At 65.6% G+C, this 23,631-nt stretch carries 30 protein-coding genes and 1 tRNA gene; 24 read left to right on the forward strand and 7 right to left on the reverse strand.

Features of this window, described 5'->3' with window-relative positions:
- The first annotated feature begins 111 nt into the window (after window positions 1–111).
- Together JQ507_03200 and JQ507_03205 are read left to right on the forward strand one after the other, a co-directional pair.
- Window positions 112–2,067, forward strand: coding sequence for a twin-arginine translocation signal domain-containing protein (locus JQ507_03200; GenBank protein QRI70561.1), 1,956 nt, complete (start codon window positions 112–114; stop codon window positions 2,065–2,067).
- A 16-nt stretch (window positions 2,068–2,083) separates the two neighbouring features.
- Window positions 2,084–2,470: a cytochrome c gene (locus JQ507_03205; GenBank protein ID QRI70562.1), complete on the forward strand. Its 387-nt coding sequence runs from the start codon at window positions 2,084–2,086 to the stop codon at window positions 2,468–2,470.
- A 73-nt stretch (window positions 2,471–2,543) separates the two neighbouring features.
- Here the strand turns inward: JQ507_03205 and JQ507_03210 are convergent, their stop codons facing one another.
- Window positions 2,544–3,125 (reverse strand): tautomerase family protein, encoded by a 582-nt coding sequence (locus JQ507_03210; GenBank protein ID QRI70563.1) that lies wholly within the window; start codon window positions 3,123–3,125, stop codon window positions 2,544–2,546.
- Between the two features lie 370 nt (window positions 3,126–3,495).
- Between JQ507_03210 and JQ507_03215 the strand changes: the two genes are divergently transcribed.
- The 12 genes from JQ507_03215 (at window position 3,496) to dhaK (ending at window position 13,693) form a co-directional block, all read left to right on the forward strand.
- Complete coding sequence (locus JQ507_03215; protein QRI70564.1) at window positions 3,496–4,854, forward strand: extracellular solute-binding protein; 1,359 nt, start codon at window positions 3,496–3,498, stop codon at window positions 4,852–4,854.
- Window positions 4,855–4,922: 68 nt separating this feature from the next.
- Window positions 4,923–5,897 carry a sugar ABC transporter permease gene (locus JQ507_03220; GenBank protein QRI70565.1) on the forward strand — a complete coding sequence of 325 codons (975 nt, stop codon included), beginning with the start codon at window positions 4,923–4,925 and terminating at the stop codon, window positions 5,895–5,897.
- Window positions 5,894–6,856 carry a carbohydrate ABC transporter permease gene (locus JQ507_03225; protein ID QRI70566.1) on the forward strand — a complete coding sequence of 321 codons (963 nt, stop codon included), beginning with the start codon at window positions 5,894–5,896 and terminating at the stop codon, window positions 6,854–6,856. Before JQ507_03220 ends, JQ507_03225 begins: the two co-directional genes overlap by 4 nt.
- Window positions 6,853–7,053: a hypothetical protein gene (locus tag JQ507_03230; protein QRI70567.1), complete on the forward strand. Its 201-nt coding sequence runs from the start codon at window positions 6,853–6,855 to the stop codon at window positions 7,051–7,053. The genes JQ507_03225 and JQ507_03230 overlap by 4 nt, the downstream gene beginning before the upstream one ends.
- Window positions 7,054–7,057: 4 nt before the next feature.
- Window positions 7,058–8,155: an ABC transporter ATP-binding protein gene (locus JQ507_03235; GenBank protein ID QRI70568.1), complete on the forward strand. Its 1,098-nt coding sequence runs from the start codon at window positions 7,058–7,060 to the stop codon at window positions 8,153–8,155.
- Window positions 8,148–9,173 carry an ABC transporter ATP-binding protein gene (locus tag JQ507_03240; GenBank protein QRI70569.1) on the forward strand — a complete coding sequence of 342 codons (1,026 nt, stop codon included), beginning with the start codon at window positions 8,148–8,150 and terminating at the stop codon, window positions 9,171–9,173. The genes JQ507_03235 and JQ507_03240 overlap by 8 nt, the downstream gene beginning before the upstream one ends.
- Window positions 9,174–9,194: 21 nt before the next feature.
- A complete protein-coding gene (dhaL, locus tag JQ507_03245) occupies window positions 9,195–9,818 on the forward strand; it encodes a dihydroxyacetone kinase subunit L (GenBank protein ID QRI70570.1) in 624 nt (207 codons plus the stop codon).
- Complete coding sequence (locus JQ507_03250; GenBank protein QRI70571.1) at window positions 9,815–10,207, forward strand: PTS-dependent dihydroxyacetone kinase phosphotransferase subunit DhaM; 393 nt, start codon at window positions 9,815–9,817, stop codon at window positions 10,205–10,207. Before dhaL ends, JQ507_03250 begins: the two co-directional genes overlap by 4 nt.
- Window positions 10,208–10,229: 22 nt before the next feature.
- On the forward strand, window positions 10,230–10,541 hold the full coding sequence (locus JQ507_03255; GenBank protein QRI70572.1) for an HPr family phosphocarrier protein: 312 nt from the start codon (window positions 10,230–10,232) through the stop codon (window positions 10,539–10,541).
- A gap of 1 nt (window position 10,542) precedes the next feature.
- Window positions 10,543–12,162, forward strand: coding sequence for a phosphoenolpyruvate--protein phosphotransferase (gene ptsP, locus JQ507_03260; protein ID QRI73156.1), 1,620 nt, complete (start codon window positions 10,543–10,545; stop codon window positions 12,160–12,162).
- A complete protein-coding gene (locus JQ507_03265) occupies window positions 12,155–12,577 on the forward strand; it encodes a hypothetical protein (GenBank protein QRI70573.1) in 423 nt (140 codons plus the stop codon). The genes ptsP and JQ507_03265 overlap by 8 nt, the downstream gene beginning before the upstream one ends.
- 132 nt (window positions 12,578–12,709) lie before the next feature.
- Window positions 12,710–13,693, forward strand: a complete 984-nt coding sequence (gene dhaK, locus JQ507_03270) for a dihydroxyacetone kinase subunit DhaK (GenBank protein QRI70574.1) — start codon at window positions 12,710–12,712, stop codon at window positions 13,691–13,693.
- A gap of 138 nt (window positions 13,694–13,831) precedes the next feature.
- Here the strand turns inward: dhaK and JQ507_03275 are convergent.
- Window positions 13,832–13,916: transfer RNA gene (locus tag JQ507_03275), tRNA-Leu, on the reverse strand.
- A 194-nt stretch (window positions 13,917–14,110) separates the two neighbouring features.
- Between JQ507_03275 and JQ507_03280 the strand changes: the two genes are divergently transcribed.
- On the forward strand, window positions 14,111–14,647 hold the full coding sequence (locus JQ507_03280; protein QRI70575.1) for a disulfide bond formation protein B: 537 nt from the start codon (window positions 14,111–14,113) through the stop codon (window positions 14,645–14,647).
- Window positions 14,648–14,792: 145 nt separating this feature from the next.
- Here JQ507_03280 and JQ507_03285 read toward each other — a convergent pair whose 3' ends face one another.
- Complete coding sequence (locus JQ507_03285) at window positions 14,793–15,857, reverse strand: AbrB family transcriptional regulator (GenBank protein ID QRI73157.1); 1,065 nt, start codon at window positions 15,855–15,857, stop codon at window positions 14,793–14,795.
- Window positions 15,858–16,252: 395 nt separating this feature from the next.
- Window positions 16,253–16,537 carry a phosphate starvation-inducible protein PsiF gene (locus tag JQ507_03290; GenBank protein ID QRI70576.1) on the reverse strand — a complete coding sequence of 95 codons (285 nt, stop codon included), beginning with the start codon at window positions 16,535–16,537 and terminating at the stop codon, window positions 16,253–16,255.
- Between the two features lie 207 nt (window positions 16,538–16,744).
- Between JQ507_03290 and JQ507_03295 the strand changes: the two genes are divergently transcribed.
- Entirely contained in the window at window positions 16,745–17,239 is a 495-nt protein-coding gene (locus JQ507_03295; protein QRI70577.1) for a hypothetical protein, read from the forward strand.
- Between the two features lie 66 nt (window positions 17,240–17,305).
- Here JQ507_03295 and JQ507_03300 read toward each other — a convergent pair whose 3' ends face one another.
- On the reverse strand, window positions 17,306–17,863 hold the full coding sequence (locus tag JQ507_03300; protein QRI70578.1) for a TetR/AcrR family transcriptional regulator: 558 nt from the start codon (window positions 17,861–17,863) through the stop codon (window positions 17,306–17,308).
- A gap of 92 nt (window positions 17,864–17,955) precedes the next feature.
- Between JQ507_03300 and JQ507_03305 the strand changes: the two genes are divergently transcribed.
- The 6 genes from JQ507_03305 to JQ507_03330 all read left to right on the forward strand — a co-directional run bounded on the left by JQ507_03305 (window position 17,956) and on the right by JQ507_03330 (window position 21,716).
- A complete protein-coding gene (locus JQ507_03305; GenBank protein ID QRI70579.1) occupies window positions 17,956–18,390 on the forward strand; it encodes an acyl-CoA thioesterase in 435 nt (144 codons plus the stop codon).
- Complete coding sequence (locus tag JQ507_03310; GenBank protein ID QRI70580.1) at window positions 18,387–18,842, forward strand: PaaI family thioesterase; 456 nt, start codon at window positions 18,387–18,389, stop codon at window positions 18,840–18,842. The genes JQ507_03305 and JQ507_03310 overlap by 4 nt, the downstream gene beginning before the upstream one ends.
- Window positions 18,843–19,027: 185 nt before the next feature.
- Complete coding sequence (locus JQ507_03315) at window positions 19,028–19,411, forward strand: CidA/LrgA family protein (protein QRI70581.1); 384 nt, start codon at window positions 19,028–19,030, stop codon at window positions 19,409–19,411.
- Window positions 19,408–20,130: an LrgB family protein gene (locus JQ507_03320; protein QRI70582.1), complete on the forward strand. Its 723-nt coding sequence runs from the start codon at window positions 19,408–19,410 to the stop codon at window positions 20,128–20,130. Before JQ507_03315 ends, JQ507_03320 begins: the two co-directional genes overlap by 4 nt.
- A gap of 134 nt (window positions 20,131–20,264) precedes the next feature.
- Window positions 20,265–21,002, forward strand: a complete 738-nt coding sequence (locus JQ507_03325) for a sulfite exporter TauE/SafE family protein (GenBank protein ID QRI73158.1) — start codon at window positions 20,265–20,267, stop codon at window positions 21,000–21,002.
- 36 nt (window positions 21,003–21,038) lie between these two features.
- Complete coding sequence (locus JQ507_03330) at window positions 21,039–21,716, forward strand: DsbA family protein (GenBank protein ID QRI70583.1); 678 nt, start codon at window positions 21,039–21,041, stop codon at window positions 21,714–21,716.
- Here the strand turns inward: JQ507_03330 and JQ507_03335 are convergent.
- A complete protein-coding gene (locus tag JQ507_03335) occupies window positions 21,713–22,315 on the reverse strand; it encodes an ABATE domain-containing protein (protein QRI70584.1) in 603 nt (200 codons plus the stop codon). The two genes, JQ507_03330 and JQ507_03335, sit on opposite strands and share 4 nt — an antisense overlap.
- 68 nt (window positions 22,316–22,383) lie before the next feature.
- Here JQ507_03335 and JQ507_03340 point away from each other — a divergent pair, with 68 nt between their 5' ends.
- Complete coding sequence (locus JQ507_03340; GenBank protein ID QRI70585.1) at window positions 22,384–23,061, forward strand: AzlC family ABC transporter permease; 678 nt, start codon at window positions 22,384–22,386, stop codon at window positions 23,059–23,061.
- A complete protein-coding gene (locus JQ507_03345; GenBank protein ID QRI70586.1) occupies window positions 23,054–23,356 on the forward strand; it encodes a hypothetical protein in 303 nt (100 codons plus the stop codon). The genes JQ507_03340 and JQ507_03345 overlap by 8 nt, the downstream gene beginning before the upstream one ends.
- Window positions 23,357–23,366: 10 nt before the next feature.
- On the opposite strand, the gene JQ507_03350 is transcribed toward JQ507_03345, so the two are convergent.
- Complete coding sequence (locus JQ507_03350) at window positions 23,367–23,573, reverse strand: hypothetical protein (GenBank protein ID QRI70587.1); 207 nt, start codon at window positions 23,571–23,573, stop codon at window positions 23,367–23,369.
- Window positions 23,574–23,631 lie beyond the last annotated feature (58 nt).

Here is a 23,631-nt window from a genome sequence, read left to right on the forward strand (position 1 = left end):
GCTGCACGCTTACGCGTCTGTGTATTGACGGCTCGCGAGCTTCGGGACGACACTGATGCCAACAAGCAATGAGCTCGTAGGCATCTGGTTGAAGTTCCCGGAGAGGACGCCATGTCGAAGCGAAGCAACTCGCGCCGCGATGGCGCGCCCGATTCCAGCCGCCGCAATTTCCTGAAAGGTGCAACGATCGCCGGCGCGGCAGCGCTGGGCACCCCGGCTGCGGCCAACACCGCGATGTCAGCGTTTCCGGAGCCGCGACCCAAAGCGGCGCCGCCCGGCGCGAAGCTCGCGGCTGCGGATGCGATGCCGCCGCCGGCAGATCCGGTCAATCAGACCTCGAGCGGCGGCGACTTCATGGTCGACGTGCTCAAGACGCTCGACATCGAGTATCTCGCGATGAACTGCGCGTCGAGCTTCCGCGGCCTGCACGAGGCGGTCATCAATCATGGCGGCAACAAGAAGCCCGAGATCATCACCTGCCCGCATGAAGAGATCGCGGTGCATATGGGCCAGGGCTACGCCAAGATGGAAGGCAAGCCGCTCGCCATGATCTGCCATGGCGTGGTCGGGCTGCAGCACGCGTCGATGGCGATGTACAACGCCTGGTGTGATCGCGTCCCCGTCATTGTGATGGGCGGCAACATCATGGAAGCCGACAAGCGCGCGCCGGGCGCCGAATGGCCGCATTCGGCGATCGACCCCGCGGCGCTCACGCGCGACTTCGTCAAGTGGGACGATCAGCCGGCCTCGCTGCAGCACTTCGCTGAATCGGCAATGCGCGCCTACAAGATCTCGACCACGCCGCCGATGGCGCCGGTGATGCTGTCGCTCGACCAGGAGCTGCAGGAAAATCCGATCGAGAATCGCGACCGCCTCCGGATCCCGAAATTCACCCCGGCGACCCCGCCGCAGGGCGACGACGCGGCGCTGGCCCAGCTCGCGAAGATGCTCGTGGCGGCAGAAAATCCAGTGATCCTGTGCGACCGGATGGCGCGCACGCCGGCCGGCATGCCGCGGCTGGTGGAGCTTGCCGAAACCCTGCAATGCGCCGTGATCGACAATTACGGCCGAATGAATTTTCCCTCGCGCCATCCGCTGAACCAGTCGTTCCGCCGCTCGATCCTGTCGCAGGCCGATCTGATCCTGGCGATGGAGGTCAACGACATCTGGGGCTCGCTCAGCGATTTCCACGATCGCATCGTGCGCAGCTCGGAGCCGCGCTACAAGAAGACCGCCAAGATCGTCACGCTCGGCACCCGCGGCCTCTACATGAAGGCCAACTACCAGGATTTCGGCCGCTACCAGGAGGTCGATCTCGACATATCAGGTGATGCCGAAGCGAGCCTGCCGGTGCTGACCGAGCAGGTGAAGCGGCTGGTCGACGAGGGTCGCAAGACCGTGTTCGACGCGCGCGGCAAGAAGCTCGCGGCAGCCAAGCTCGCCACCGTCGAGCAGGCCAAGCTCGACGCCACGATCGGCTGGGATGCGAGCCCGATCACCACGGCGCGGCTGTGCGCCGAGCTCTACAGCCAGATCAAGGACGAGGACTGGTCGCTGGTCGGCACCTCGATCGGCCTCGCATGGCCGCATCGCTTATGGAATTTCACCAAGCCGCATCAATGGAACGGCGTCGCCGGCGGCGGCGGTGTCGGCTACACCTTGCCGGCATCGCTCGGGGCCGCGCTCGCCAACAAGCGGCACGGACGCTTGACGGTTGCGATCGGCGGCGACGGCGACTTCATGTTCGTGCCGTCGACGCTGTGGACCGCCGCGCATCACCAGATCCCGATGCTCTACATCGTGCACAACAACCGCGCTTATCATCAGGAATACATGTATCTGCAGGCGATGGCGGCACGCCTCAGCCGCGGCATCACCAACGCCGATATCGGCACCACGATCAAGGATCCGTTCGTCGACTATGCCACCCTCGCCAAGGGCTTCGGCGTCTATGGCGAGGGGCCGATCCGCGATCCGGATGCGCTGGCGCCCGCGCTGAAGCGCGCGATCGCGATGGTCAAGAGCGGCCAGCCGGCGCTGCTCGACGTCGTGATGGATCAGCGGTGAAGCGGGGGTGGCAGTTATGACCATCAGTCGAACGCTGAAGCGCCTTGCAGCCGTCGCGGCGATCGCGGGAGCTCTCGTTGCCGGCGTCGTCACATCGCGCGCCGAGGACGCGCCGGCCGGCGATCCCGTCAACGGCAAGCGGCTCTATCTTGCCGACGGCTGCTTCGAATGCCACGGCCGCGCCGGGCAGGGCGGCCGCTTCAACTATCTGACGCCGGCGCTGGCGCAGATCGCGCTGCCGGTGGAATCCTTCATCGCCTTCCTGCGCGAGGCGCCGAACGACATGCCGTCATTCTCGGCCGACGTGCTGTCGGACAAGGATGCCGCCGACATCCACGCCTATCTCAGCTCGCTGCCGGGACCGAAGGCGGCCAAGGACATTCCGCCGAACCTGAACCAGTGAGGGATCTCCGCCCCGCACGGTGGCAGCTCATTTCATGTGTTCAAGTTCCGGCGTACGCCGCTCGGGCGCTTAGCTAGACGGCTGTCTCGTATCCGATGTCGAAATCGGAAGCGGCATATCCGCCGCGCATCGCGACATTCTCGCGCGACACTTCGATCAGGATGATCTTGACGTCGTTAGCCGGGACACCGAAGCTTTGCAGCCTGTCCACGATGGCCTTGTAGAGCGTGCGTTTGGTCGCGATGGCTCGGCCGGGAAACATCGTGATCTCGATATGGGTGAAGCGTTCGCTCGCCCAATCCGGAATCGCGAAGTTCTCGTGTGCATGCTGCACGAGCCGAAGAATCTTGTCGTGTAGTGGCGTTCTGAGTGTTGTGCTGATCGCGTCCTGAATGGCGGACAGGAACTGGTCGCTTCGGCCGGCGAGCCAGCCTTCCCTTGTCTCGACGAGAACGTCAGGCATGTTGGTCCCCTTTTGGGCTGCAAGCCGATTGCCGAAGTTCGAGCAAGCGTATGGGACGCGGCGGCGTTCACAATTCGGATGTTCCGATGCCGCGCTTCGATCGTGCCGAAGTTCGCCTGCGATCGCGTTCTCGTCATTTTGGTGAGGTCGCGCGTAACCGCGTCGGACGCCAGCCGGGGTCTTCATCTCCACGCTGAACGTTCAGTAAAATGCCAAACTAAACATCAAGCCGAGCCGGCCCTGGTGTTTTTCGCCATCCGGCATTGCTGCATTGCGGTGGTTCGTGCAGGCATTTATGGCGATCTGTCCATCATCGTTTCTCGTCAGAAACCGGCTTGACGGGTTCCGGAATTTAGTAATACGTTTAGTATTACAAGAACGATAAACATCACGCATCGAGCCGATGTGTGGGAGGAGCCCAGCCCATCCGGACCGCAATGTCCGGATGCGTTTCGTCTCGCTCTCCATCATCGCTCATCAACTCGGTTTCGGAGTGTCGGCGTCAATCCGGCAGGATGCGCCGAGCGGGTCAGGTGCTTCAACGATAGGGAGGAAATGGATTATGCGAACATTGGGATGGTTGCGTAGTACGGCGGCGTCCGCGGTCGTTGCGGTCGCTGCACTCGGCGTTCTCGGCGGCGGGCAAGCCGCGGCGCAAGGCAAGCAGCTCACGCTGTGCTGGGCGGCGTGGGATCCGGCCAACGCGCTGGTCGAGCTCGGCAAGGACTTCACCAAGCAATCCGGCATCGAGATGAAATACGAGTTCGTCCCCTGGACGAGCTACGCCGATCGCTTCCTCAACGAGCTCAACTCCCACGGCAAGCTCTGCGACCTGATCATCGGCGACAGCCAGTGGATCGGCGGCGCCGCCGAGAACAAGTGGTACGTCAAGCTCAACGACTTCTTCGACAAGGAGAAGATCTCGATGGACGACTTCGTCCCGGCGACCGTCGTCGGCTATTCGCAATGGCCGAAGAACACGCCGAACTACTGGGCGCTGCCGGCCATGGCCGACGCGGTGGGCTGGACCTATCGCAAGGACTGGTTCTCGCGACCCGAGATTCAATCCGCGTTCAAGGCCAAGTACGGCCGCGACCTGGCGCCGCCGAAGACCTATGACGAGCTGAAGCAGGTCGCCGAGTTCTTCCAGGGCCGCGAGATCGACGGCAAGAAAGTCTACGGCGCCTACATCTTCACCGAGCGCGGCTCGGAAGGCATCACGATGGGCGTGACCAACGTGCTGTACAATTACGGCTTCGCCTACGACAATCCGAAGAAGCCGTACCAGATGCAGGGCATCGTCAATTCCGCCGACGCGGCCAAGGGGCTCGAGTTCTACAAGGAGCTCTACAAGTGCTGCACGGCGCCCGGCATGACCAACGCCTACATGCAGGAAGGCCTCGATGCCTTCAAGTCCGGCCAGGTCGCGATGCAGATGAACTGGTTCGCGTTCTTCCCCGGCCTCTACAAGGATCCGAATGTCGGCGGCGACAAGATCGGCTTCTTCGTCAATCCGGCCGGCCCGAAGGGGCATTTCACCCAGCTCGGCGGCCAGGGCATCTCGGTGGTGGCAACCTCCGACCACAAGGACGACGCGCTTGCCTACATCAAGTGGTTCGCGCAGCCCGCCGTGCAGCAGAAATGGTGGCAGATCGGCGGCTATTCGGCGTTGAAGGCGGTGGTCGACGCGCCCGAGTTCCCGAAGAGCGCGGCGTTCGCGCCGCAATTCCTGGAGTCGATGGGCATCGTCAAGGACTTCTGGGCCGAGCCGTCCTACGCGCAGCTGCTGCTCGACATGCAGAAGCGGGTGCATGACTACGTCGTTGCCGACAAGGGCACGGCGCAGCAGGCGCTGGATCTCCTGGTCAAGGACTGGACCAAGGTCTTCAAGGAGCAGGGCAAGGAAGTCGCCTCGCAATAGAAGCCCACACTCCACCTGAACCGGCTTCCTCGAGGGCCGCCCCCGGGGAAGCCGAACCAGCCCAGCCGATGGACACGATGACGACGATCTCGCAACCCGATCATGCTACGATGCCAGGCGTGAGCACGCCTGTTAAATCCCGCGACGCCCGGCGCGTCCGCGGCCTGTCTGACCGGGCCATTGCTTGGCTGTTCGTCGCGCCGACGATCGCGCTGCTGCTCGCGATCAACATCTTTCCGCTGATCTGGATGATCCGGCTGTCCTTCACCAACCTCAACCTCAGTATGTCCTATCTGCCGCTGCGGTTCGTTGGTCTCGACAATTTCAGGGACATCCTCACCGACGAGGATGTCTGGTTCCGGCTGCAGACCACGGCGCAGTTCGTGATCTCGTCGGTGGCGTTGCAGGTGGTCGTAGGCTTCGGTCTTGCGCTGCTGATCAACCGGCAGTTTCGCGGCCACAGCTTCTGGACCACGATCATCCTGCTGCCGATGATGCTGTCGCCGGCGGTGGTCGGCAATTTCTGGACGCTGCTGTTGCAGCCGCAGATCGGGCCGTTCAATTATCTGATCAGCCTGTTCACGGGTGTGCCGCCGAGCTCGTTCAGCATGACCGGGCAGGTGTCGCTCGCGCCGTGGACCATCGTGCTGGTCGATACCTGGATGTGGGCGCCCTACGTCATGCTGATCTGCCTCGCCGGGCTGCGCTCGATCCCCGATTACATCTACGAGGCGGCGGAGGTCGACCGTGCCTCGGCCTGGCGGCAGTTCTGGTCGATCACGCTGCCGATGACGGTGCCGTTCCTGATGCTTGCGGTGCTGTTCCGCGCCATCGAGAACTTCAAGATGTTCGACATGGTCAATCTCCTGACCTCCGGCGGGCCGGGCTCGACCACCGAATTGGTGTCGATCTCGCTGAAGCGCGCGGCGTTCGAGAAGTGGCGCACCGGCTATTCCTCGGCGCTCGCCATCATCCTGTTCGTGACCGTGTTCGGTGCCGCCAACATCTACGTCAAGACGCTCAACAAGGTGAAGCAACGATGACCGCTGCCGCCACCAGATCCACCGCACATTCGATCGTCGAAGCCTCGCCGCGGACCAAGGCGTTCGCCGGCGGCCTCGTCATCCTCTACGCCGTGATCACGATCCTGCCGCTGCTGTGGATCGTCGCCACCGCGTTCAAGTCGCAGAGCGATGCGATCGCCTATCCGCCCAAGGTGATCTTCGAGCCGACCCTCGAAGGCTATGTCAACCTGTTCACGGTGCGGACGCGCCAGACGCCGGACTTCATCGCCAAGCTGCCGCCGCCCGAGACATGGTACGACCAGCTGGTGCGCAAGCGGGACATGGTGATCGCAGGTCCCTCGAAGGTCGTGCCGCGCTTCGTTAACTCGCTGATCATCGGTTTCGGCTCGACCTTCCTTGCGGTCTTCCTCGGAACGCTCGCGGCCTATGCGTTCTCGCGCTTCCGCATTCCGCTGGCCGACGATCTGCTGTTCTTCATCCTGTCGACGCGCATGATGCCGCCGGTCGCGGTGGCGATCCCGATCTATCTGATGTACCGGCAGCTCAACCTGACCGACACGCGGCTCGGCATGATCCTGCTCTACACCGCCGTGAACGTCTCGCTTGCGGTCTGGCTGCTCAAGGGCTTCATCGACGAGATCCCGCGCGAGTATGAGGAGGCGGCGCTGGTCGACGGCTATACGCGGCTGCAGGCGCTGCGCAAGGTGGTGTTGCCGCAGGCCGTCACCGGGATAGCGGCGACCGCGATCTTCTGCCTGATCTTCTCCTGGAACGAGTATGCCTTCGCGGTGCTGCTGACCAGCGGCGAGGCGCAGACCATGCCGCCGTTCATCCCCTTCATCATCGGCGAGGGCGGGCAGGACTGGCCGGCGGTTGCCGCCGCGACCACGCTTTTCGTCGTCCCGATCGTCATGTTCACCGTGCTGCTCCGCAAGCATCTGCTGCGCGGCATCACCTTCGGAGCGGTGCGCAAATGAGCGGCGCTGTGGCCACCAAGAGTGGAGTATCTCGCTGGTTTCGTCGCGGGCCGTGGGAGGCCGTCGCGATGACCTTGATCGGTGGCGGCATCATCATGCTGGTGCAGCCGTGGTCGATCGATCTCTACAGCTACTCCTTCGCGACGATCCTGGCCGGCACGGTCGGCTTCGTCATCGTCAGCCATTTTCCGGAATAGGGCCATGGCACAGATCCGCATCGAGAACCTGCGCAAGTCGTTCGATCAGTTCACTGCGGTGGAAGGCTCGACCTTCACGATCGACGACGGCACGTTCTTCGCGATGCTCGGGCCCTCCGGCTGCGGCAAGACCACCACCTTGCGCATGATCGCCGGCCTCGAGCTGCCGACCGAAGGCAAGATCCTGCTCGACGGCGAGGACGTCACGTTCCACCGCGCCGCAGCCCGCGATATCGCCTTCGTGTTCCAGCTGTTCGCGCTCTACCCGCACATGAATGTCGGGGAGAACATCGGCTTCCCGCTGAAGTGCCAGGGCATGGCGAGGCGCGAGATCCGCGAGCGGGTGCAGGAGACCGCGCGGATGCTGCGGATCGAGCATCTGCTGTCGAGCAAGACCTCGAAACTCTCCGGCGGCGACCGGCAGCGCGTCGCGCTCGGCCGCGCGATGGTGCGGCGGCCGAAGGCGTTCCTGATGGACGAACCGCTCGGCGCGCTCGACGCCGAGTTCCGCCATCTGATGTGCGGCGAGCTGCGCGACCTGCACGATCGCATCAAGGCGACCACCGTCTATGTCACGCATGACCAGCTCGAGGCGATGTCGATGGCCGACCAGATCGCCGTCATGAACAAGGGACGGGTCGAGCAGATCGGCACGCCGCAGGAGGTCTACGACCGGCCGGCGAGCATGTTCGTCGCCGATTTCATCGGCTCGCCGCCGATGAACTTCCTGCGCTTCGAGGGCGGCCTGCAATCCGGCGATCGCGCCGTCAGCTTTCATGACACGAGGCTCGCGGTGCCGGAGATCCGCGAGGATCGCGCCAGCGCACCATTGGCGCTCGGCGTCCGTCCGGAGCATATCCGCTTCGCCGACGCTGGCGCCGTGCGCGGCGAGGTGTTCGGCGCGGAATATCTCGGCACCACCCAGATCGTCACCGTCGACACCGCCTATGGCCGGGTCGCGGCGCGGCTGCCCTCCAGCGCATCGGTGCGGATCGGCGAGACCATCGGTCTTGAATTCAACGCCGAGCGGCTGGCGCTGTTCGACATCGGCAGCGGCCTTGCGATCAAGACCGCCAGCAAGGAGAGCCCGCGCCATGGCTGACGTCACCCTGCGCAACGTCACCAAGCGCTTCGGCGCGGTGGAAGCGGTCCGCGACCTCTCGCTGACGGTGAGCGACGGCGAGTTCCTGGTGCTGCTCGGACCGAGCGGCGCCGGCAAGACCACGACGCTGCGGCTGATCACCGGGCTCGAAAGCCCGGATGCGGGCTCCGTGATGATCGACGGGCGCGACGTGACGCACGATCCGCCGGGCTCGCGGGACATCGCCTTCGTGTTCCAACAATACTCGCTGTATCCGCATCTCACAGTCTACGACAATCTGGCGTTTCCACTGCGTTCTCCGGCGCGGCGGGTGGCGGAGCCGATCATCCGCAAGCGCGTCGAGCAGACCGCGGAGCTATTGCATATCGCAAGCAAGCTGAACAACCGCGCCACCCGGCTGTCCGGTGGCGAGATGCAGCGGGTGGCGATCGGCCGCGCCCTGGTGCGCGATCCCTCGATCTATCTGATGGATGAGCCGCTGTCCTCGCTCGACGCAAAACTCCGCAGCGAACTTCGGCTCGAACTCAAGCGGATCCAGATCGAGCTCGGCGCGACTATTCTTTATGTCACCCACGATCAGGTCGAGGCGATGACGATGGCCTCACGCATCGGCGTGATCAAAGACGGCCAGTTGCTTCAGCTCGGCACGCCCCGCGAGATCTACGAAAGCCCGTCCAGCAGCTACGTCGCCTCGCGGCTCGGCACGCCGCAGATCAACTTCCTGCCGGCGCGACTGCTCTCCGATGTGGCGATGCCGCAGGGAACCGAGACGGTCGGCATTCGCACCGAGCATCTTCAGCTCGCCGCGCGCAATGGCGGGCGGATGGTCGCCCGCGTGCATCGGGTCGAGCACCTCGGCGAGCAGAATCATATTCATCTGGACTATAAGGGCGAGACGCTGGTGACGCTGGCGGATCCGCATCAGCCGCTGCAGGCCGGCCAGGAGGTCGATTTGCAGCTGGTGCATCCGTTGTGTTTCGACCGTGCGGGGCAGCGGATTGCCGCGGCGGTTCATTAGAGGGGCGAGAGGATCGAAGAGATGTCGTTGCCATCTGAGACATTCAAATCGTTGGTCAAGGCGGCCGCAGAGCAGGTCATCGCCAGCGCGCCGGAGCTGACGAGCCTCGATCAGGCGATCGGCGACGGCGACCACGGGACCAACATGAAGCGCGGTTGCGAAGCCGTGCTCGGCAAACTCGACGCCATCTCGGCGCAGCCGCTCGACGAGGCGTTCAAGATGATCGGCAAGACCCTGGTGATGACGGTCGGCGGCGCCTCCGGGCCGCTCTATGGCAGCTTCTTTCTCGCCGCGGGCGAGGCGCTCTCGCACGACAAGCAGCTGCCCGACGATCTCGCCGATGTCTTTGGCAGCGCCGTGAACGCGGTGAGCGCGCGCGGCCGCTCGCAGGTCGGCGAGAAGACGATGCTGGATGTGTTGGTGCCCGTGCTGGAGACGCTGAAGACCGCGGCCGGCCAGCCGGATCTGATCGCGCGGGTCCGCGCTGCGGCGACCGATGCAGTCGAACGCACCGCGCCGATGCAGGCCACCAAGGGGCGCGCCTCGTTCCTCGGCGCGCGCAGCGTCGGGCATGTCGATCCCGGCGCGCGGTCGAGCTGTGTGCTGGTGCAGGCGGTGTGCGCCGGCCTGGAGGCACGGGCATGACCGAGACCGTGGGGATCGTGATCGTCTCGCACTCGAGCGACATCGCCAAGGGAACTGCCGACATGGTGCGGCAGATGGTGGGCAGCGAGGTCAAGGTGGCGTTCTGCGGCGGCAATCCCGACGGCGGATTGGGGACCAGCGTGCCGCTGATCATCGACGCCATCAATGCCGCCTGGTCTCCCAAGGGCGTCGCGGTGCTGGTCGATCTCGGCGGTGCCGAGACCAACAGCGAAATGGCGGTCGAGATGCTGGAGCCGGCGCGGCGCGATCTCGTTGTCGTCTGCAATGCGCCGATCGTCGAGGGCGCCGTGATGGCGGCGACCGAGGCGGCGGGCGGCAGCTCGCTGGCCCAGGTCAAGGCGGTGGCCGAGGAACTCTCTGCCGATTGAAATGTCGGCGATGCGATGATGGATGATGAGTATGCTTGATAAAGCGGACGGACAGATCTTCACCGGCAATGTGCGGCTGGTGCATGCGGTCGGCATGCACGCGCGCCCGGCGGTCAAGCTGACCAAGCTCGCCAAGAAGTACCAGGCCCAGATCTCGGTGCGCGTCGCCGGGGCGCCCGAATGGATCAACGCCAAGAGCGTGGCCAAGATCATGGCGATGCGTGCCGCGCACGGCAGCACGATCGAGATCAAGGCCTCCGGCAGCGACGCCGAGGCCGCCGTGGCTGCGCTGGTCGATTTGGTCGCCAGCGATTTCCCGGATGGAGCAGGCTAGCATGCAGGGCGGCGCTGCAGGATCGGCTTACCGCGGCAGGACCGCCTCGATCGGCTTTGCCCATGGTCCGCTGGTCCGGGTCGATGCGGGCGCGGGCGGCGAGCGGGTGGCCGGCACGCTGGTCGAGGAGGCGCTCGCGCTGCGCAAGGCGATCGATCTCGCCAGCGGGCAGATCGCCGATCTTGCCGCCAGCGCCGGCGGCGAAGCTGCTCAGATCCTCGAATTCCAGGTCGCGCTGCTGGAGGACGAGGACCTGATCGAGGCGATCTTCGCGTCGATCGGCGAAGGCCGGCCGGCCGATGTTGCCTGGCGTTCGACGCTCGACGAGCAGATCGCGGAGTACAATTCGGCGGCGGATGAGTATCTGCAGGCGCGCTCGTCGGACCTTGCCGACCTGCGCGACCGCGTGGTCCACATCCTGCGTGGCGACGCGGGCGAGCCGCTGAAGATCCCGAGCGGAGGCGTCGTCTGTGCCGACGACCTGCCGCCGTCGCGCTTCCTGGAGATCGACTGGTCCGGTGGCGGCGGCCTGGCGCTGCTGCACGGCAGTCCGACCAGCCATGTCGCCATGCTGGCGCGGGCGCGCGGCATCCCGATGGTGGTGCAGCTCGGCGCCATTCCGGATGCCGGCGCCACGGCGCTGCTCGACGGCGAAGGCGCGACGCTGGAGCTCGATCCCAGCGCCGAGCAGGTGCGCATCTTCGAGAAGCGGCGCGAGAGCCATCGCAAGAGCCGGGCATCGGCCCGCGCGATCCTGCGGCGGCCGACGGCCTCGTGGCGCGGCGAGCACATCAAGCTCCTGATCAACATCCAGCGCGTCGACGACCTCGAACATGCGGATGCGCAATACGCCGACGGCATCGGCCTGATGCGGACGGAATTCCTGCTCGCCGGACGGAGCGAGCTGCCGGACGAGGAGACCCAGTTCCAGGCCTATGACGCGGTGTTGCGCTGGGCCGGCCAGCGGCCCGTGACGATCCGCACCTTCGACGCCGGCGGCGACAAGCCGGTGCCCGGCTTCACCTTCGACGGCGAAGCCAATCCGTTCCTCGGCGTCCGTGGCTTGCGGCTTTGCCTCGCCCGGCCCGAGATCTTTGCCGTTCAGCTCCGCGCGCTGGCCCGCGCCGCGGTGCGCGGCAATCTCAAGGTCATGTTCCCGATGGTGACGCAGGCCGACGAGCTCGAGGCGGGGCGGAAGCTGTTCGCCGACGTCGTGCAGCGCTTGCAGGCGGACGGCATTGCCGCGATGCTCCCGGAGCTCGGAATCATGGTCGAGGTTCCGGCGGCGGCCCTGGCGATATCGAGCTTCAAGGCGGCATTCTTCTCGATCGGCTCGAACGATCTCGCGCAATATGTTTTGGCTTGCGATCGTTCCAACGGAGCTCTCGCCCCCCTGATGGACCCCCTGCATCCCGCAGTGCTCGAACTGATTTCGCGGACCGCGGAGCACGGCCGCCGCGCTGGAATAAGCGTCAGCCTGTGCGGCGACATGGCCGGCGATCCGCGCTGCCTTCCAGCGCTGCTGAATTGCGGCCTGCGCGAATTGTCGGTGAACGCCTCGGCACTGGCGCAGATCAAGCACACCATCGACCGGCTGAGCAGCGGAGGCAGTGTTGGCTGACACGGCGGCGGATGAAGCACCCGAAGCCGGCGCGGTTGCGGCCTACAAGCGCATCTTCAAGGAAGTGCTTGAGAGCCGCCCGTCGGGGATGCGGCTGCGTCTGGCGCATGCCATCGGCAAGAACCGCAGCTTCGTCAGCCAGATCAGCAACCCGGCCTATCCGGTGCCGATCCCGGTACAGCATCTCAACACGATCTTCGATGTCTGCCACTTCCCGCCGCAGGCGAAGGCCGCCTTTCTGCGCGCCTATGCGCGGGCGCATCCGCGCCGTGTCGGCCGGCTGAGCGAGGGATCGCACGAGCGGACGCTGACGCTGCATCTGCCGGATCTCGGCAGCGCCAAGCGCAATGCCGAGCTCGACACGCTGCTGCAGGAATTCACGCGGCGCCTGATCGGCATCATGCGGGAAAAATAGGCGAGAACGCCACCAAAGCGTTTTCGAGCGAAGCGGATACCGGTTCGCGTGAAGAAAGCGCGTCAAAACAAGAATCTGGAGCTTCGTTCCGATTGATCGGAACGAAGCTTCGGACGAAGCGGGGAGGACACCATGAAGAAGTTCATCAATGCGGTCGACAACGTGCTCGCCGAGAGCCTCGATGGCTTTGCGGCCGCGCATGCCGATCTGGTCGCGCTGGGCGCCGAGCGCAAATTCGTGCGCCGCCGCGAGCCGAACCGCAACAAGGTCGCGCTGGTCTCGGGCGGCGGCAGCGGGCATGAGCCGCTGCATGCCGGCTTCGTCGGCCACGGCATGCTGGATGCGGCCTGTCCCGGACGGGTGTTCACCTCGCCGACGCCGGACCAGATCGTCGAGGCCGCGCAGGCGGTCGCGGGCGATGCCGGGGTGCTGTTCATCGTCAAGAACTATGCCGGCGACCGCATGAATTTCGAGATGGCGGCCGAGATCGCCGAAGGCAAGACCGCCACCATCGTGACCGATGACGACGTCGCGGTCGAGAAATCGACCTACAGCATCGGACGCCGCGGCGTCGCCGGCACCTTGATCGTCGAGAAGATCGTTGGCGCTGCCGCCGAGAAGGGCGCCGATCTTGCGACCTGCGTCGCGCTCGGCGAGCGCGTCAACGCGCGGACCCGTTCGATGGGCGTGGCGCTGACCAGCTGCACGGTGCCTGCCGCGGGCACGCCGACCTTCGCGCTCGGCGAGGACGAGATGGAGATGGGCGTCGGCATCCACGGCGAGCCGGGCCGCCGCCGCGTCAAACTCGCAGCGGCCGACGCGATCGCATCGGAGATGACGACAGCCATTGCAGAGGATCTCGCGGCCCCCGCCGGCTCCGAGGCCCTGCTGCTGGTCAACGGCTTCGGCGGCACCCCGACGATCGAGCTCTATCTGATGTACAACGCCGCGCGCCGCATGCTCGAGCAGCGCGGCCTGCGCATCGTGCGCTCGCTGGTCGGCAGCTACGTCACCTCGCTCGACATGGCCGGCTGCTCGCTCACGGTGAGCCTGCTCGATGCCGAGACGACGGCGCTGTGGGACGCCCCGGTGCGCACGGCCGCATTGAAATGGTGAATGCTGCCATGGTCGGCAGCCACGAGCTTCGTTGAACCAATCCGCCTTCGCCAAGGCTCCGGGGCGACAGCCTTCGCTGCTTCGCATCGATGGAAGCGCGTCGGGCTTGCCGAGCCGTAGCTGCGAAGCAACGAAGGCTGGTGCCCCTGGCCGGAATCGAACCAGCACTCCTTGCGGAACTCGATTTTGAGTCGAGCGCGTCTACCAGTTCCGCCACAGGGGCATTCGCGATGGTCCAGGCCGGGAGCGGCCGGGGGTCACGAAGCGCGGCGGACTATAGCGGGCGGCCCGTCACGGTCAACCCGCGCGGATGTGATTGTCCCGTGCCTCGACAGCGGTATTTTCACGCGATACGACCCGGATCGAGCATGGAGCGGGGCCATGGCCCTCCCGGATGATGCTCGCAGGAGGACCGCCGTGACGACCGCCACCGCCCATCCGTCGCATGCTTCCGCCACCGGCAATCCTGCGCTGACCTCGGCCCTGGCGATTGCCGTGATCGCTGCGGCGACGCTGGCCGGCGCCTGGTTCTTCCAGCTGGTGCTGGAGATCATGCCCTGTCCGCTCTGCCTCGAGCAGCGCTATGCCTATTATCTCGCGGTCCCGCTCGGCGCCCTGGTGGCGATCGCGGCCGCCCGCGGTGCGGCGCGTCCGGTGCTGCTCGCCGGCCTTGCGATCCTCGGCCTCGCCGCGCTCGCCAATGCCGGGCTCGGCGCCTATCACGCCGGCGTCGAATGGGGGCTCTGGCAGGGGCCGACCGATTGCACCGGCCCGATGGTGGATTTCGGCAAGGCCGGCTCGCTGCTGGATCAGCTCGACAAGGTCAAGGTGGTCCGCTGCGATGAGGTGCAGTGGCGCCTCCTCGGCATCTCGCTCGCAGGCTACAACGTGCTGATCTCGCTCTTGATGGCCGCGATCGCCGGCTGGGGCGTGGTGCGGGCTGCGAAGGCCTGAGGTCCAACCGCCCGCTTCCCGTGATCCGTCATGCTGAGGAGGCCGCGTAGCGGCCGTCTCGAAGCATGCGCGGCCAAAAGCCGGGCTGTTCATCCTTCGAGACGCGCTTCGCGCTCCTCAAGATGACGGACCAGCTAAGCTCCACCTAATCGTCGACGTCGTCCTGCGGCCGTCCGAACAGATGGATAATGCCCGGCGTCGAGATGGTGACGAACAGAAACCTCGACAGGTGATGCGCGCCGACGAAGATCGGGTCGATGTGCAGCGTCAGGGCCAGCGCCAGCATCGCGTCCATCGCGCCGGGCGCGAAGGCGACCACGACGTCGGCAAGCCGTACATGGGTGGTGAAGCCGATCACCGCGACGAACACGGCCGATATCAGGATGGCGATCGCAAACGAGCCGAGCCCGGCATTGACGTGGCTGAGCAGGGTCGAGGTCTTCATCCGCGCGAAACGGGTGCCGATCAGCGCGCCGATGCCGACCAGCGCGACATTGCGGAGCCAGGGCGGCAGGCCGCCATCGACCAGGCCCGAGCCGTGCAGCAGGCTGGAGGCGAGCATCGCGCCGAACATCCAGCTGGCTGGGAATTTGATCCAGCGCAACAGGAGTGAGACGCCGATCGATCCGGCGACGAGGGCCGTGAGGCCGAACGGCGAGGCGACCGTGGTCGGCAATGGCGGCGGCGCCGCATGCGTCACCCCGGTCAGCGCCAGCACCAGCGGCAGGGCCGCGGTCAGGATGATGACCCGCATGGTTTGTACCACGGCGATCGCCGCGACGTCGGCGCCCTTCTCCGCGGCGAGGATCGTGATCTGCGAGAGCGCGCCGGGGCTGCCGGCGAGGAAGGCCGAGGTCTGGTCCCAGCCATGGACACGCTGGAGGTACAGGCTCGAGCCGAAGGTCGAGCAGAATGTCGCGAGCGCCAGGAGGGCGATGGTGAGCGGATAGGAGCTCATATGCTGCAGCAATTGCTGCGACATCAGCGAGCCTAGCGAAATGCCGAGCAGCAGCAGCACCGATTGTGTCAGCACCGGCGGCACCGCGAGCGGCCGGCCGGCCAGTGCGGCGATCCCGACTGCGCACATCGCCCCCGAGATCAGGCCGCCTGGCAATCCCGCCCACAAAAACAGCACGCCGCCTGCGGCGCCGATGACGAGGGTCTCGAGCCCGTTCAGAACTTTGCTGCGGTCGGGAATGGCCGTTGCCATCGAAGCGCGGATCAGGGTCACGCCGCCTTATGGCAAATTCGCAACCACGGGACAATTGCATCTCGCGATTGCAGCATTGCGTCCGAAAACGCGGGCACTCTTCCTTCATCCTGCCCTGGAGGGGGAGAGTCGCTTCGCACGAAGCGAAGCGAATCGCACATGACGATCGAATGGCAACGTCATCGGCGGTCGGCTCCCTCTCCCGCTTGCGGGGGAGGGCTGGGGTGGGGGCTCTTTCCGCGCAATGACTCGCGGAGAGAGCCCCCACCCGCCGCGCGCCAGGCGCGCGTCGGCCTCCCCCGCAAGCGGGAGAGGCAAGGAAACTCGCGGAGAATCTCCGCACACGTCATATGTGATTGCCCTGCCCTCCAGGGGAGGGGGCAGCGTTAGCAATCCTACTTCGTGCCCGCGGGCGCGGCAGCGGCGCCGCCGGACTTTTCCTTCTTGCATTCGGAACGGAATTTCTTGCGCTCCTTGCCGTGCAGGCCCTTGGCGTCGGCCTCCTTCGAGCATTCGATCGATTCGGCGGTGTGCGGCTTGGCTTCCTTGGGTGCCTTGGCCGCAGCGGCCGCCGGAGCGGCGTCCTTGGCGGCGGGCGCGGCGGTTTGCGCGAAAGCTCCGCCCATCAGCAGAAAGGAAGCAACGGCGGTTGCGGTCGCGAGCGAGGAAATCTTCGTCATGGGGCACCTCATGAGGGGAAAGAGGCCGAAACGTCGCGCGGCGATGCTGAACCTTGGATGAACATGCCGCGGTCCCGCCGCCACAATATTTTAGCGCCCAGGCGCGCCCGCACATTGTCGCAAGTCGGGGTTGCGCTAGGATAATGGTCTTACGCCGATGCCCCCACGGGAAACCGACGGGAAACCAGGGATGACGGGAGACCAGGGATGACCATTCAGACCAGACTGTTGTGCGTGATTGCGGTGTCGGGCTTTGCAGCCTTTGCGGCGAGCGCGCCGGCGCAGGCCCTGACCGCGCAGGAATGCAGCGCCAAGTATCAGGCGGCCAAGTCGGCCGGCACCCTCAACGGCCAGAAGTGGAACGACTTCCGCAAGGCTCAGTGCGCCGCCGACGCGACCCCGGCTGCGGCCCCCGCTGCTGCGCCGCCGCCCGCTGCCGCCGCGCCTGCTCCGGCCGCGCCGAAGGAAGCCAAGCGGGAAGCCGCTCCCGCGGCAGCACCCGCCGCGCCGTCAGGGCCCGCCGTGTTTCCGAACGCGGTCGATCCCAAATACGCCAAGGAAACCGAGGGCAAGCAGCGCATGCACAGCTGCCTCGATCAGTACAACGCCAACAAGACCACCGGAGGCAATGGCGGCATGAAGTGGATCCAGAAGGGCGGCGGCTACTACAGCGAATGCAACAAGAAGCTCAAGGGCGCCTGAGCCCGGCCGGAGCTGACGTTTGACGAGCGGCCGGCGCAAGCCGGCCGCTTTTCGTTGACGCCATTGCTATTGGCCTTCGGCCAGCAGCTTGTCCGCCGATTGCGCCAGCAGTTGCGCGCGCTTGCGCGGACCGCGCTCGAGGAACAAGAGGCTCTGGCCGAAGATGAAGCAGTAGAACAGGAAGGCCTGCGCATCGGCCGCTTCGGTTGGCAGCCCGGTGGCGCGATAGAGCTGGCCGACCTGCTTCAGCCGTGCCGCATCGACACTCGCGGCGGCTGCGGCGGCGGCCTCGTCGGTGCGCGCCCATTGCCGGATCGCGAGCTCGACCGCCATCGCCTCGGTGTTCATGCGCTCCGAATAGAGCGTGATGATCGCCTTCAACCGTTCGCGCGCGCTCGCACCGTCGAGCGCGGTCTGCTTCTCGATCGCGGCGACGCGGCCATCGCGCCAGCGCGTCAGCATGGCCTCGAGCAGCGCGGCGCGATCCTTGAAGCGGCGGTAGAAGCCGCCCTTGGTGACGCCGAGATTCTTCGCCAGCACCTCGACCCGCACGCCGTCGACGCCGCTATGGGCGAGTTCGGCAAAGCCGGCGGCGACCCAGACATCGCCCTTGCCTTCAGTCATGTGATCTCCGCGGAGCGGCCTTGATACGGTGCCGTATTGCTAGCCCGCTTCCTCCCTGATACGCTACCGTATCAAAATCGAGGGAGGCGACGATGGAGGGCGAGGCGACCTATCGCGGCACGGTCTATCCCTGGCACTGCGACCATATCGGCCACATGAACGTCATGTGGTATGTCGGCAAATTCGACGAGGCGAGCTGGAACATGTTCGCGCGGCTCGGCCTGACGCCGAGCTATCTGCGCGAGTCCGGCCGCGGCATGGCTGCCGTGCAGCAGAACATTGCCTACAAGCGTGAGCTGCTTGCCGGCGACCTCGTCGAGGTCAAGAGCCGGCTGATCGAGTTCCGCGACAAGTCGATCCGGATCCTGCACGAGATGCGCAACGCCGAGGCCGGTGAGATCGCCGCGTCCTGCGAGATCACCGCCGTGCACATCGACCGTGCCGCGCGCAAGGCGGTGCCGTTTGCGCCGGCGATCCGCTACGCGGCGATGCCGCATCTCGTCCCGTCAGAACCCGTGATCGCATGACCGCCCCGCCCCGCTTCGAGCCGAAGAATCCCGATTTTCGCGCGGTTGCGGCCGAGACGTTCGTGCGCCAGCACGCGATGCGGACGCTTGGGATCTCGATCGCGCGCATGGAGCCGGGCGAGGTCGATCTCGCGATGGCCTATGCGCCCGAGTTCACCCAGCAGAACGGCTTCGTGCACGCCGGAATCATCACCGCGGGCCTCGACAATGCCTGCGGGATCGCCGCCTTCACGCTGATGCCGGAAGGCTCCGATATCCTCACCGTGGAGTTCAAGACCAATCTGCTGGCGCCGGCGCGCGGCGAGCGGTTCGTGTTCCGCGGCGTGGTGATCAAGCCCGGCCGCACGCTGACGGTATGCGAGGGCCGTGCCTATGCCGTGCAGGATGGCGTGGAGACACTGGTTGCGACCATGAGCGGCACGCTGATGGCGCTGCAGCGGCGGGCGGGGTAGCTCGAGCGCAGAACACAACGCCGTCATTGCGAGGAGCGATAGCGACGAAGCAATCCACGCCTCCGCTTGCGGGGCTATGGATTGCTTCGCTTGGCTCGCAATGACGCGACTATGTGCAGCCCCGCGCATTGACAAGCCTCCGTCGCACCGACCTGATAGGTGGATGCATCGCGTGAGCCCCTGTCATGATCGCCAGCCTCAGTCTGATCCTGCTCTGCCAGCTCATCGGCGAGGTCGCGGTGCGCGCGCTCGGCGTACCGGTGCCGGGGCCGGTGGTTGGCCTCGTGCTCCTGTTGTTGCTGCTGCTGGCGCGCGACCGCTATCCTGCGCTGGCGCGCGGGCCGCTCGGCAATGACGGCGTCGAAAGCGCAAGCCGCGGCATGCTCGCCAATCTGTCGCTGCTCTTCATTCCGGCGGGCGTCGGCGTGGTGCAGAAGCTGGATCTGCTCGCCGAGCACGGCATCGCGATCCTGGTGATCCTCGCGCTATCGGTCATCGTCACGCTGCTGGCCACGGTCGCGACCTTCGTTGCGGCGAGCAGTCTGTTCTCGCGCGAGGAGGAGCCGTGAGCGGCAATCCGTTCTCGCTCTGGGTTTATCTCTCCCAGTCGCCGCTGCTCTGGCTGACGGTGACGCTGCTGACCTATGCGGCGACCGATGCGGTGTCGCTGCAGACAAGGCGGCATCCGCTCACCAATCCGGTGCTGCATTCGCTGTGGATCATCGGTCTGTTCCTGCTGCTGACCGGGACCTCCTACACCACCTACTTTGCCGGCGCGCAGTTCGTGCACTTCCTGCTCGGGCCGGCGACGGTCGCGCTCGCGGTGCCGCTCTACGAGAACCGCAAGCGGGTCGCAGCGGCGGTGCTGCCGATGCTGGTTGCGCTCGCGGTTGGCTCGCTCACGGCGATCGTTTCGGTGGTGCTGTTGGCGAAGGCCTTCGGCCTGCCGCGCGATATCATCCTGTCGCTGGCGCCGAAATCGGTGACGGCCGGCGTCGCGATGGGCATCAGCGAATCGCTGCATGCCGATCCCTCGCTGACCGCGGTGTCGGTGATCCTCACCGGCATCATGGGGGCGATCATCGTCACGCCGCTGATGAACTTCACCGGGATTACCGACTATCGTGGCCGCGGCTTTGCCGCAGGGATCGCCGCCCATGGCATCGGCACCGCGCGCGCCTTTCAGGTCGACGAGGTCGCAGGCGTCTTTGCCGGCATCGCGATGAGCCTGAACGCGCTGGTCACCTCGCTGCTGGTGCCGTTGGCCGTGACATATCTGCTGCGCTGAGTGTCGTTGCAGGGCAGTTTTGTGCTATTGGTATGGCGCAATATAGTAAATCATTCTATGATGCCGGCTCAAACGCGAGTCTGCTCCCCTTGGTCTTCTCCGCAACCCAGAGCGTGCTTGGGCTGGCATCGGGCATGCTGGTCGGTTTTTCGCTGGGCCTGGTCGGTGGCGGCGGGTCGATCCTTGCCGTGCCGCTGATGGTCTATGTGGTCGGGGTGCCCCAGCCGCATGTCGCGATCGGCACCTCGGCGATCGCAGTCGCCGCCAATGCCGCGATCAACCTCTCCAACCACGCCCGCGGCGGCACTGTGATCTGGTCCTGCGCACTGGTGTTCGCGCTGTCAGGCATGTTCGGCGCGTTCGGTGGCTCGATCCTCGGCAAGATGCTGGACGGGCAGAAGCTGCTGGCGCTGTTCTCGGTCGTGATGCTTGTCATCGCGGGCCTGATGCTGAAGACCCGCGCGCGGGTCGGGCTGACCGACGTCAAGATCTCGATGTCCAACACGCCCGCAATCATCGGCCTCGGGCTCGTCACGGGAACCATGTCCGGCTGCTTCGGGATCGGCGGCGGCTTCCTGATCGTGCCGGCCCTGATGCTGGCGACCGGGATGCCGATCATGAACGCGGTCAGTTCCTCGCTGGTGGCGGTCACCGCCTTCGGCGTGACCACGGCCCTGAGCTATGCGTGGTCCGGGCTGGTGTCGTGGGACCTTGCGGGGCTATTCGTCGCCGGCGGCATCGCGGGCGGCCTGTTGGGCACCCGCAGCGCCCGGCACCTGTCGGAACGGCGCGGTGCCCTCAATATCGTATTTGCGACTGTGATTATCGTGGTGGCGATCTATATGCTGCTGCGTAACATCAATGTGTCCTGAACGTAGAAGGGCGAGGAGCCCTTCCGGAAGCCAGCCATGAACCATCTGACGAAATCACCCCTCGACAACGCCGGCGCCACCCGCCGGGGCGCGCTCGGCCTGATCGGTGCCGGCATCGCGCTTCTTGCCGCCGGCGGCGCGCGCGCCGAGGACGACAAGGTCCTGACCGAGGAGCAGGTGCTGCGCGATCCCGAGATTCCGGTGATCGGCAATGCCAAGGGCGACATCACGATCGTCGAATGGTTCGACTACAACTGCCCGTATTGCCGCAAGCTCGCGCCGGAGCTCCGCCAGGTGGTGCAGGACGACGGCAAGGTCCGCCTGGTGCTGAAGGACTGGCCGATCCTCGGGCCGGTCTCCAAGGTGGCGGCGCGGATGGCGCTGGCGGCGAAGTACCAGGACAAGTTCGAAGCTGCGCATGAGGCGATGATCTCGGTCAATTCGCGCATCACCGAGCCGCGCATCGCCGAGCTGCTCTCGGGCGCCGGCCTCGACATGGACCGGCTGAAGAAGGACCTCGACGCCAACGCCAAGGCGATCGACGCGGTGCTTTCGCGCAACGACCAGCAGGCTCAGGCGTTCGGCTTCAACGGCACGCCGTCATTCATCGTCGGCAAGTACCGCGTGCCCGGCGTGCTCAGCATCGACCAGTTCGAGCAGGTGATCGCCGACGCCCGCAAGGCCAATATGGGCCGCAAGACCGAGCAGAACTAACGCGAGTTCTTGCGCTTGGCATAAGCGCGCCGGGCGCGCTCGCGATTGCCGCAGACTTCGCTCGAGCACCATCTGCGGGTCTGGTTCGGGCTTTCGTCGACAAAGAACCAGCCGCAGCCGTCGGCCTCGCAGCATCCGATCCGCCTGGCGTCGTCGGACGCCAGCAGTGCCGTCAGCGACCACAGCACCGGCCATAGCGGCTCCCTCACGTCAGTCCCAGCGAAGGCGTGGCGATAGGCGCGATCCTGCCGCACAAGGTCGGGTTGCCGGGGCGCCGCTGAAAGCAACTGATTGACGAGACGAAGGTCCGCACCGCGGCCGCCGCGCAGTGCGTCCGAGATGGTCCAGATGTCGCGGCGCAGATCATAGGCCTGCTGCATCGCAGCCGCGGCCTCGCTGCTTGCCGAACGCCCCTTGAGCTTCCTGGTCGCGGCAAGCGGCAAGGTCCCGCGGCGTTCACTCCAGGACAACAGCGCCGCATAATCCGGAATCAGCTCCTGCGGATCGTCCGAGGTGCGCCAATCCAGCGTGTTCGCGAAGTCAAGGCAGACCCGTCCACCGAAGAACTGCGTCGCTGCCCGCGCGGGATCTCTTGACATCACGGCCTCTCACAAAGTCTAATCTAATGGTCATGACCATTACAAGTGTCTCACCACGAGCCTCAACGATGACTGCCGCCGGATTCAGGCGCGGCCTGATCGCGGCGCTGCCGTTCCTGCTCAGCAATGGCGCCGCCGGCCTCGTCATGGGACTGACCTACAAGGGGCTCGGGCTGGGAGCAGAGCACGCCATTCTGTTCAGCCTGCTGGTCTACTCCGCCACGGCGCAAGCGATCACGCTGAGCATGTGGGCTCATCCGCTGCCGGTCGTCGCCATGGTCGTCGCCTGCATTGCCACGAATTCACGATACTTACTGATGGGCGCTCATCTGCGCCAGCTGTTTGGCGGACTGGCCCCGCGGAAGATGCTGCCGACGCTGTTTCTGCTGGCGGATGCGTCCTGGCTGATGACGAGTTCTGACGCCGATCGCAACGGGCCAGATGCGGGTTATCTGCTCGGATCGGGCATCCCGATGGCGATCGGCTGGGTCGGCGGCACCGCGCTTGCCTATGCCGCCCCGCTCGCGACCAACGAACCGCTCAGGCTCGCCGCCGCGCTGCTGCCGACGATGTTCATCGCGACCCTGCTGCCTAGCCAATGGAAGAATGTGAGATCGCTCTGGCCGTGGCTGACCTCAGCCGTCGCGGCGCTGCTCGTGGCCCGGTTCGTGGATCCGAGCTGGTCGATGCTGATCGGAGGCGGATGCGGCACGCTCGTGAGCATGATGGAGCGAAGCGATGGATGATTTGCGGGTGCTCGGCGTCATCTGCATCCTCGGCATCACCTGCTATGCGATGCGCGCCGGCGGCTATGTCCTCGCTGCGTCGATGCGCGATGATGGCATCGCCGCCCGGTTCCTGCGGCTCGCGCCCGGCAATCTGTTCATTGCATTCATCGTCGGCGGCTGCCTGTCGGGCGGGTTGGCAGGCCTTGTCGGCACCGTGGTCGCGCTCGTGACCATGGCGATCACGACGCGAGAATGGGCTGCGCTGGGCGCGGGGTTCAGTGCGGCCCTGGCCGCGTCCTCGATCGGATTGTGAACGTCGATCGCTATTTCGACGCGATCTTGTCCCATTGCTCGCGGGTGCGGGTCTTCAGCAGGTTCCAGTCACGCGCCGCGACGTCCCAATTGACGATGGTGCGCGTGTCCTGCGCCACCTCGCCATTGGCCACGCTCGATGTGCGCATCGAGTCATAGACATACACGCCGCATATCAGCAGCAGCGCGCCCAAGATCATGCCGAAAAACGTCCGCATCACGCAATCCCTCCAGTGTCCGCGGGATAACGTCGTGAGGCTCGGCATGGTTCCGGCG

It is taken from the genome of Bradyrhizobium sp. PSBB068 (assembly GCA_016839165.1).
GTDB lineage: Bacteria > Pseudomonadota > Alphaproteobacteria > Rhizobiales > Xanthobacteraceae > Bradyrhizobium.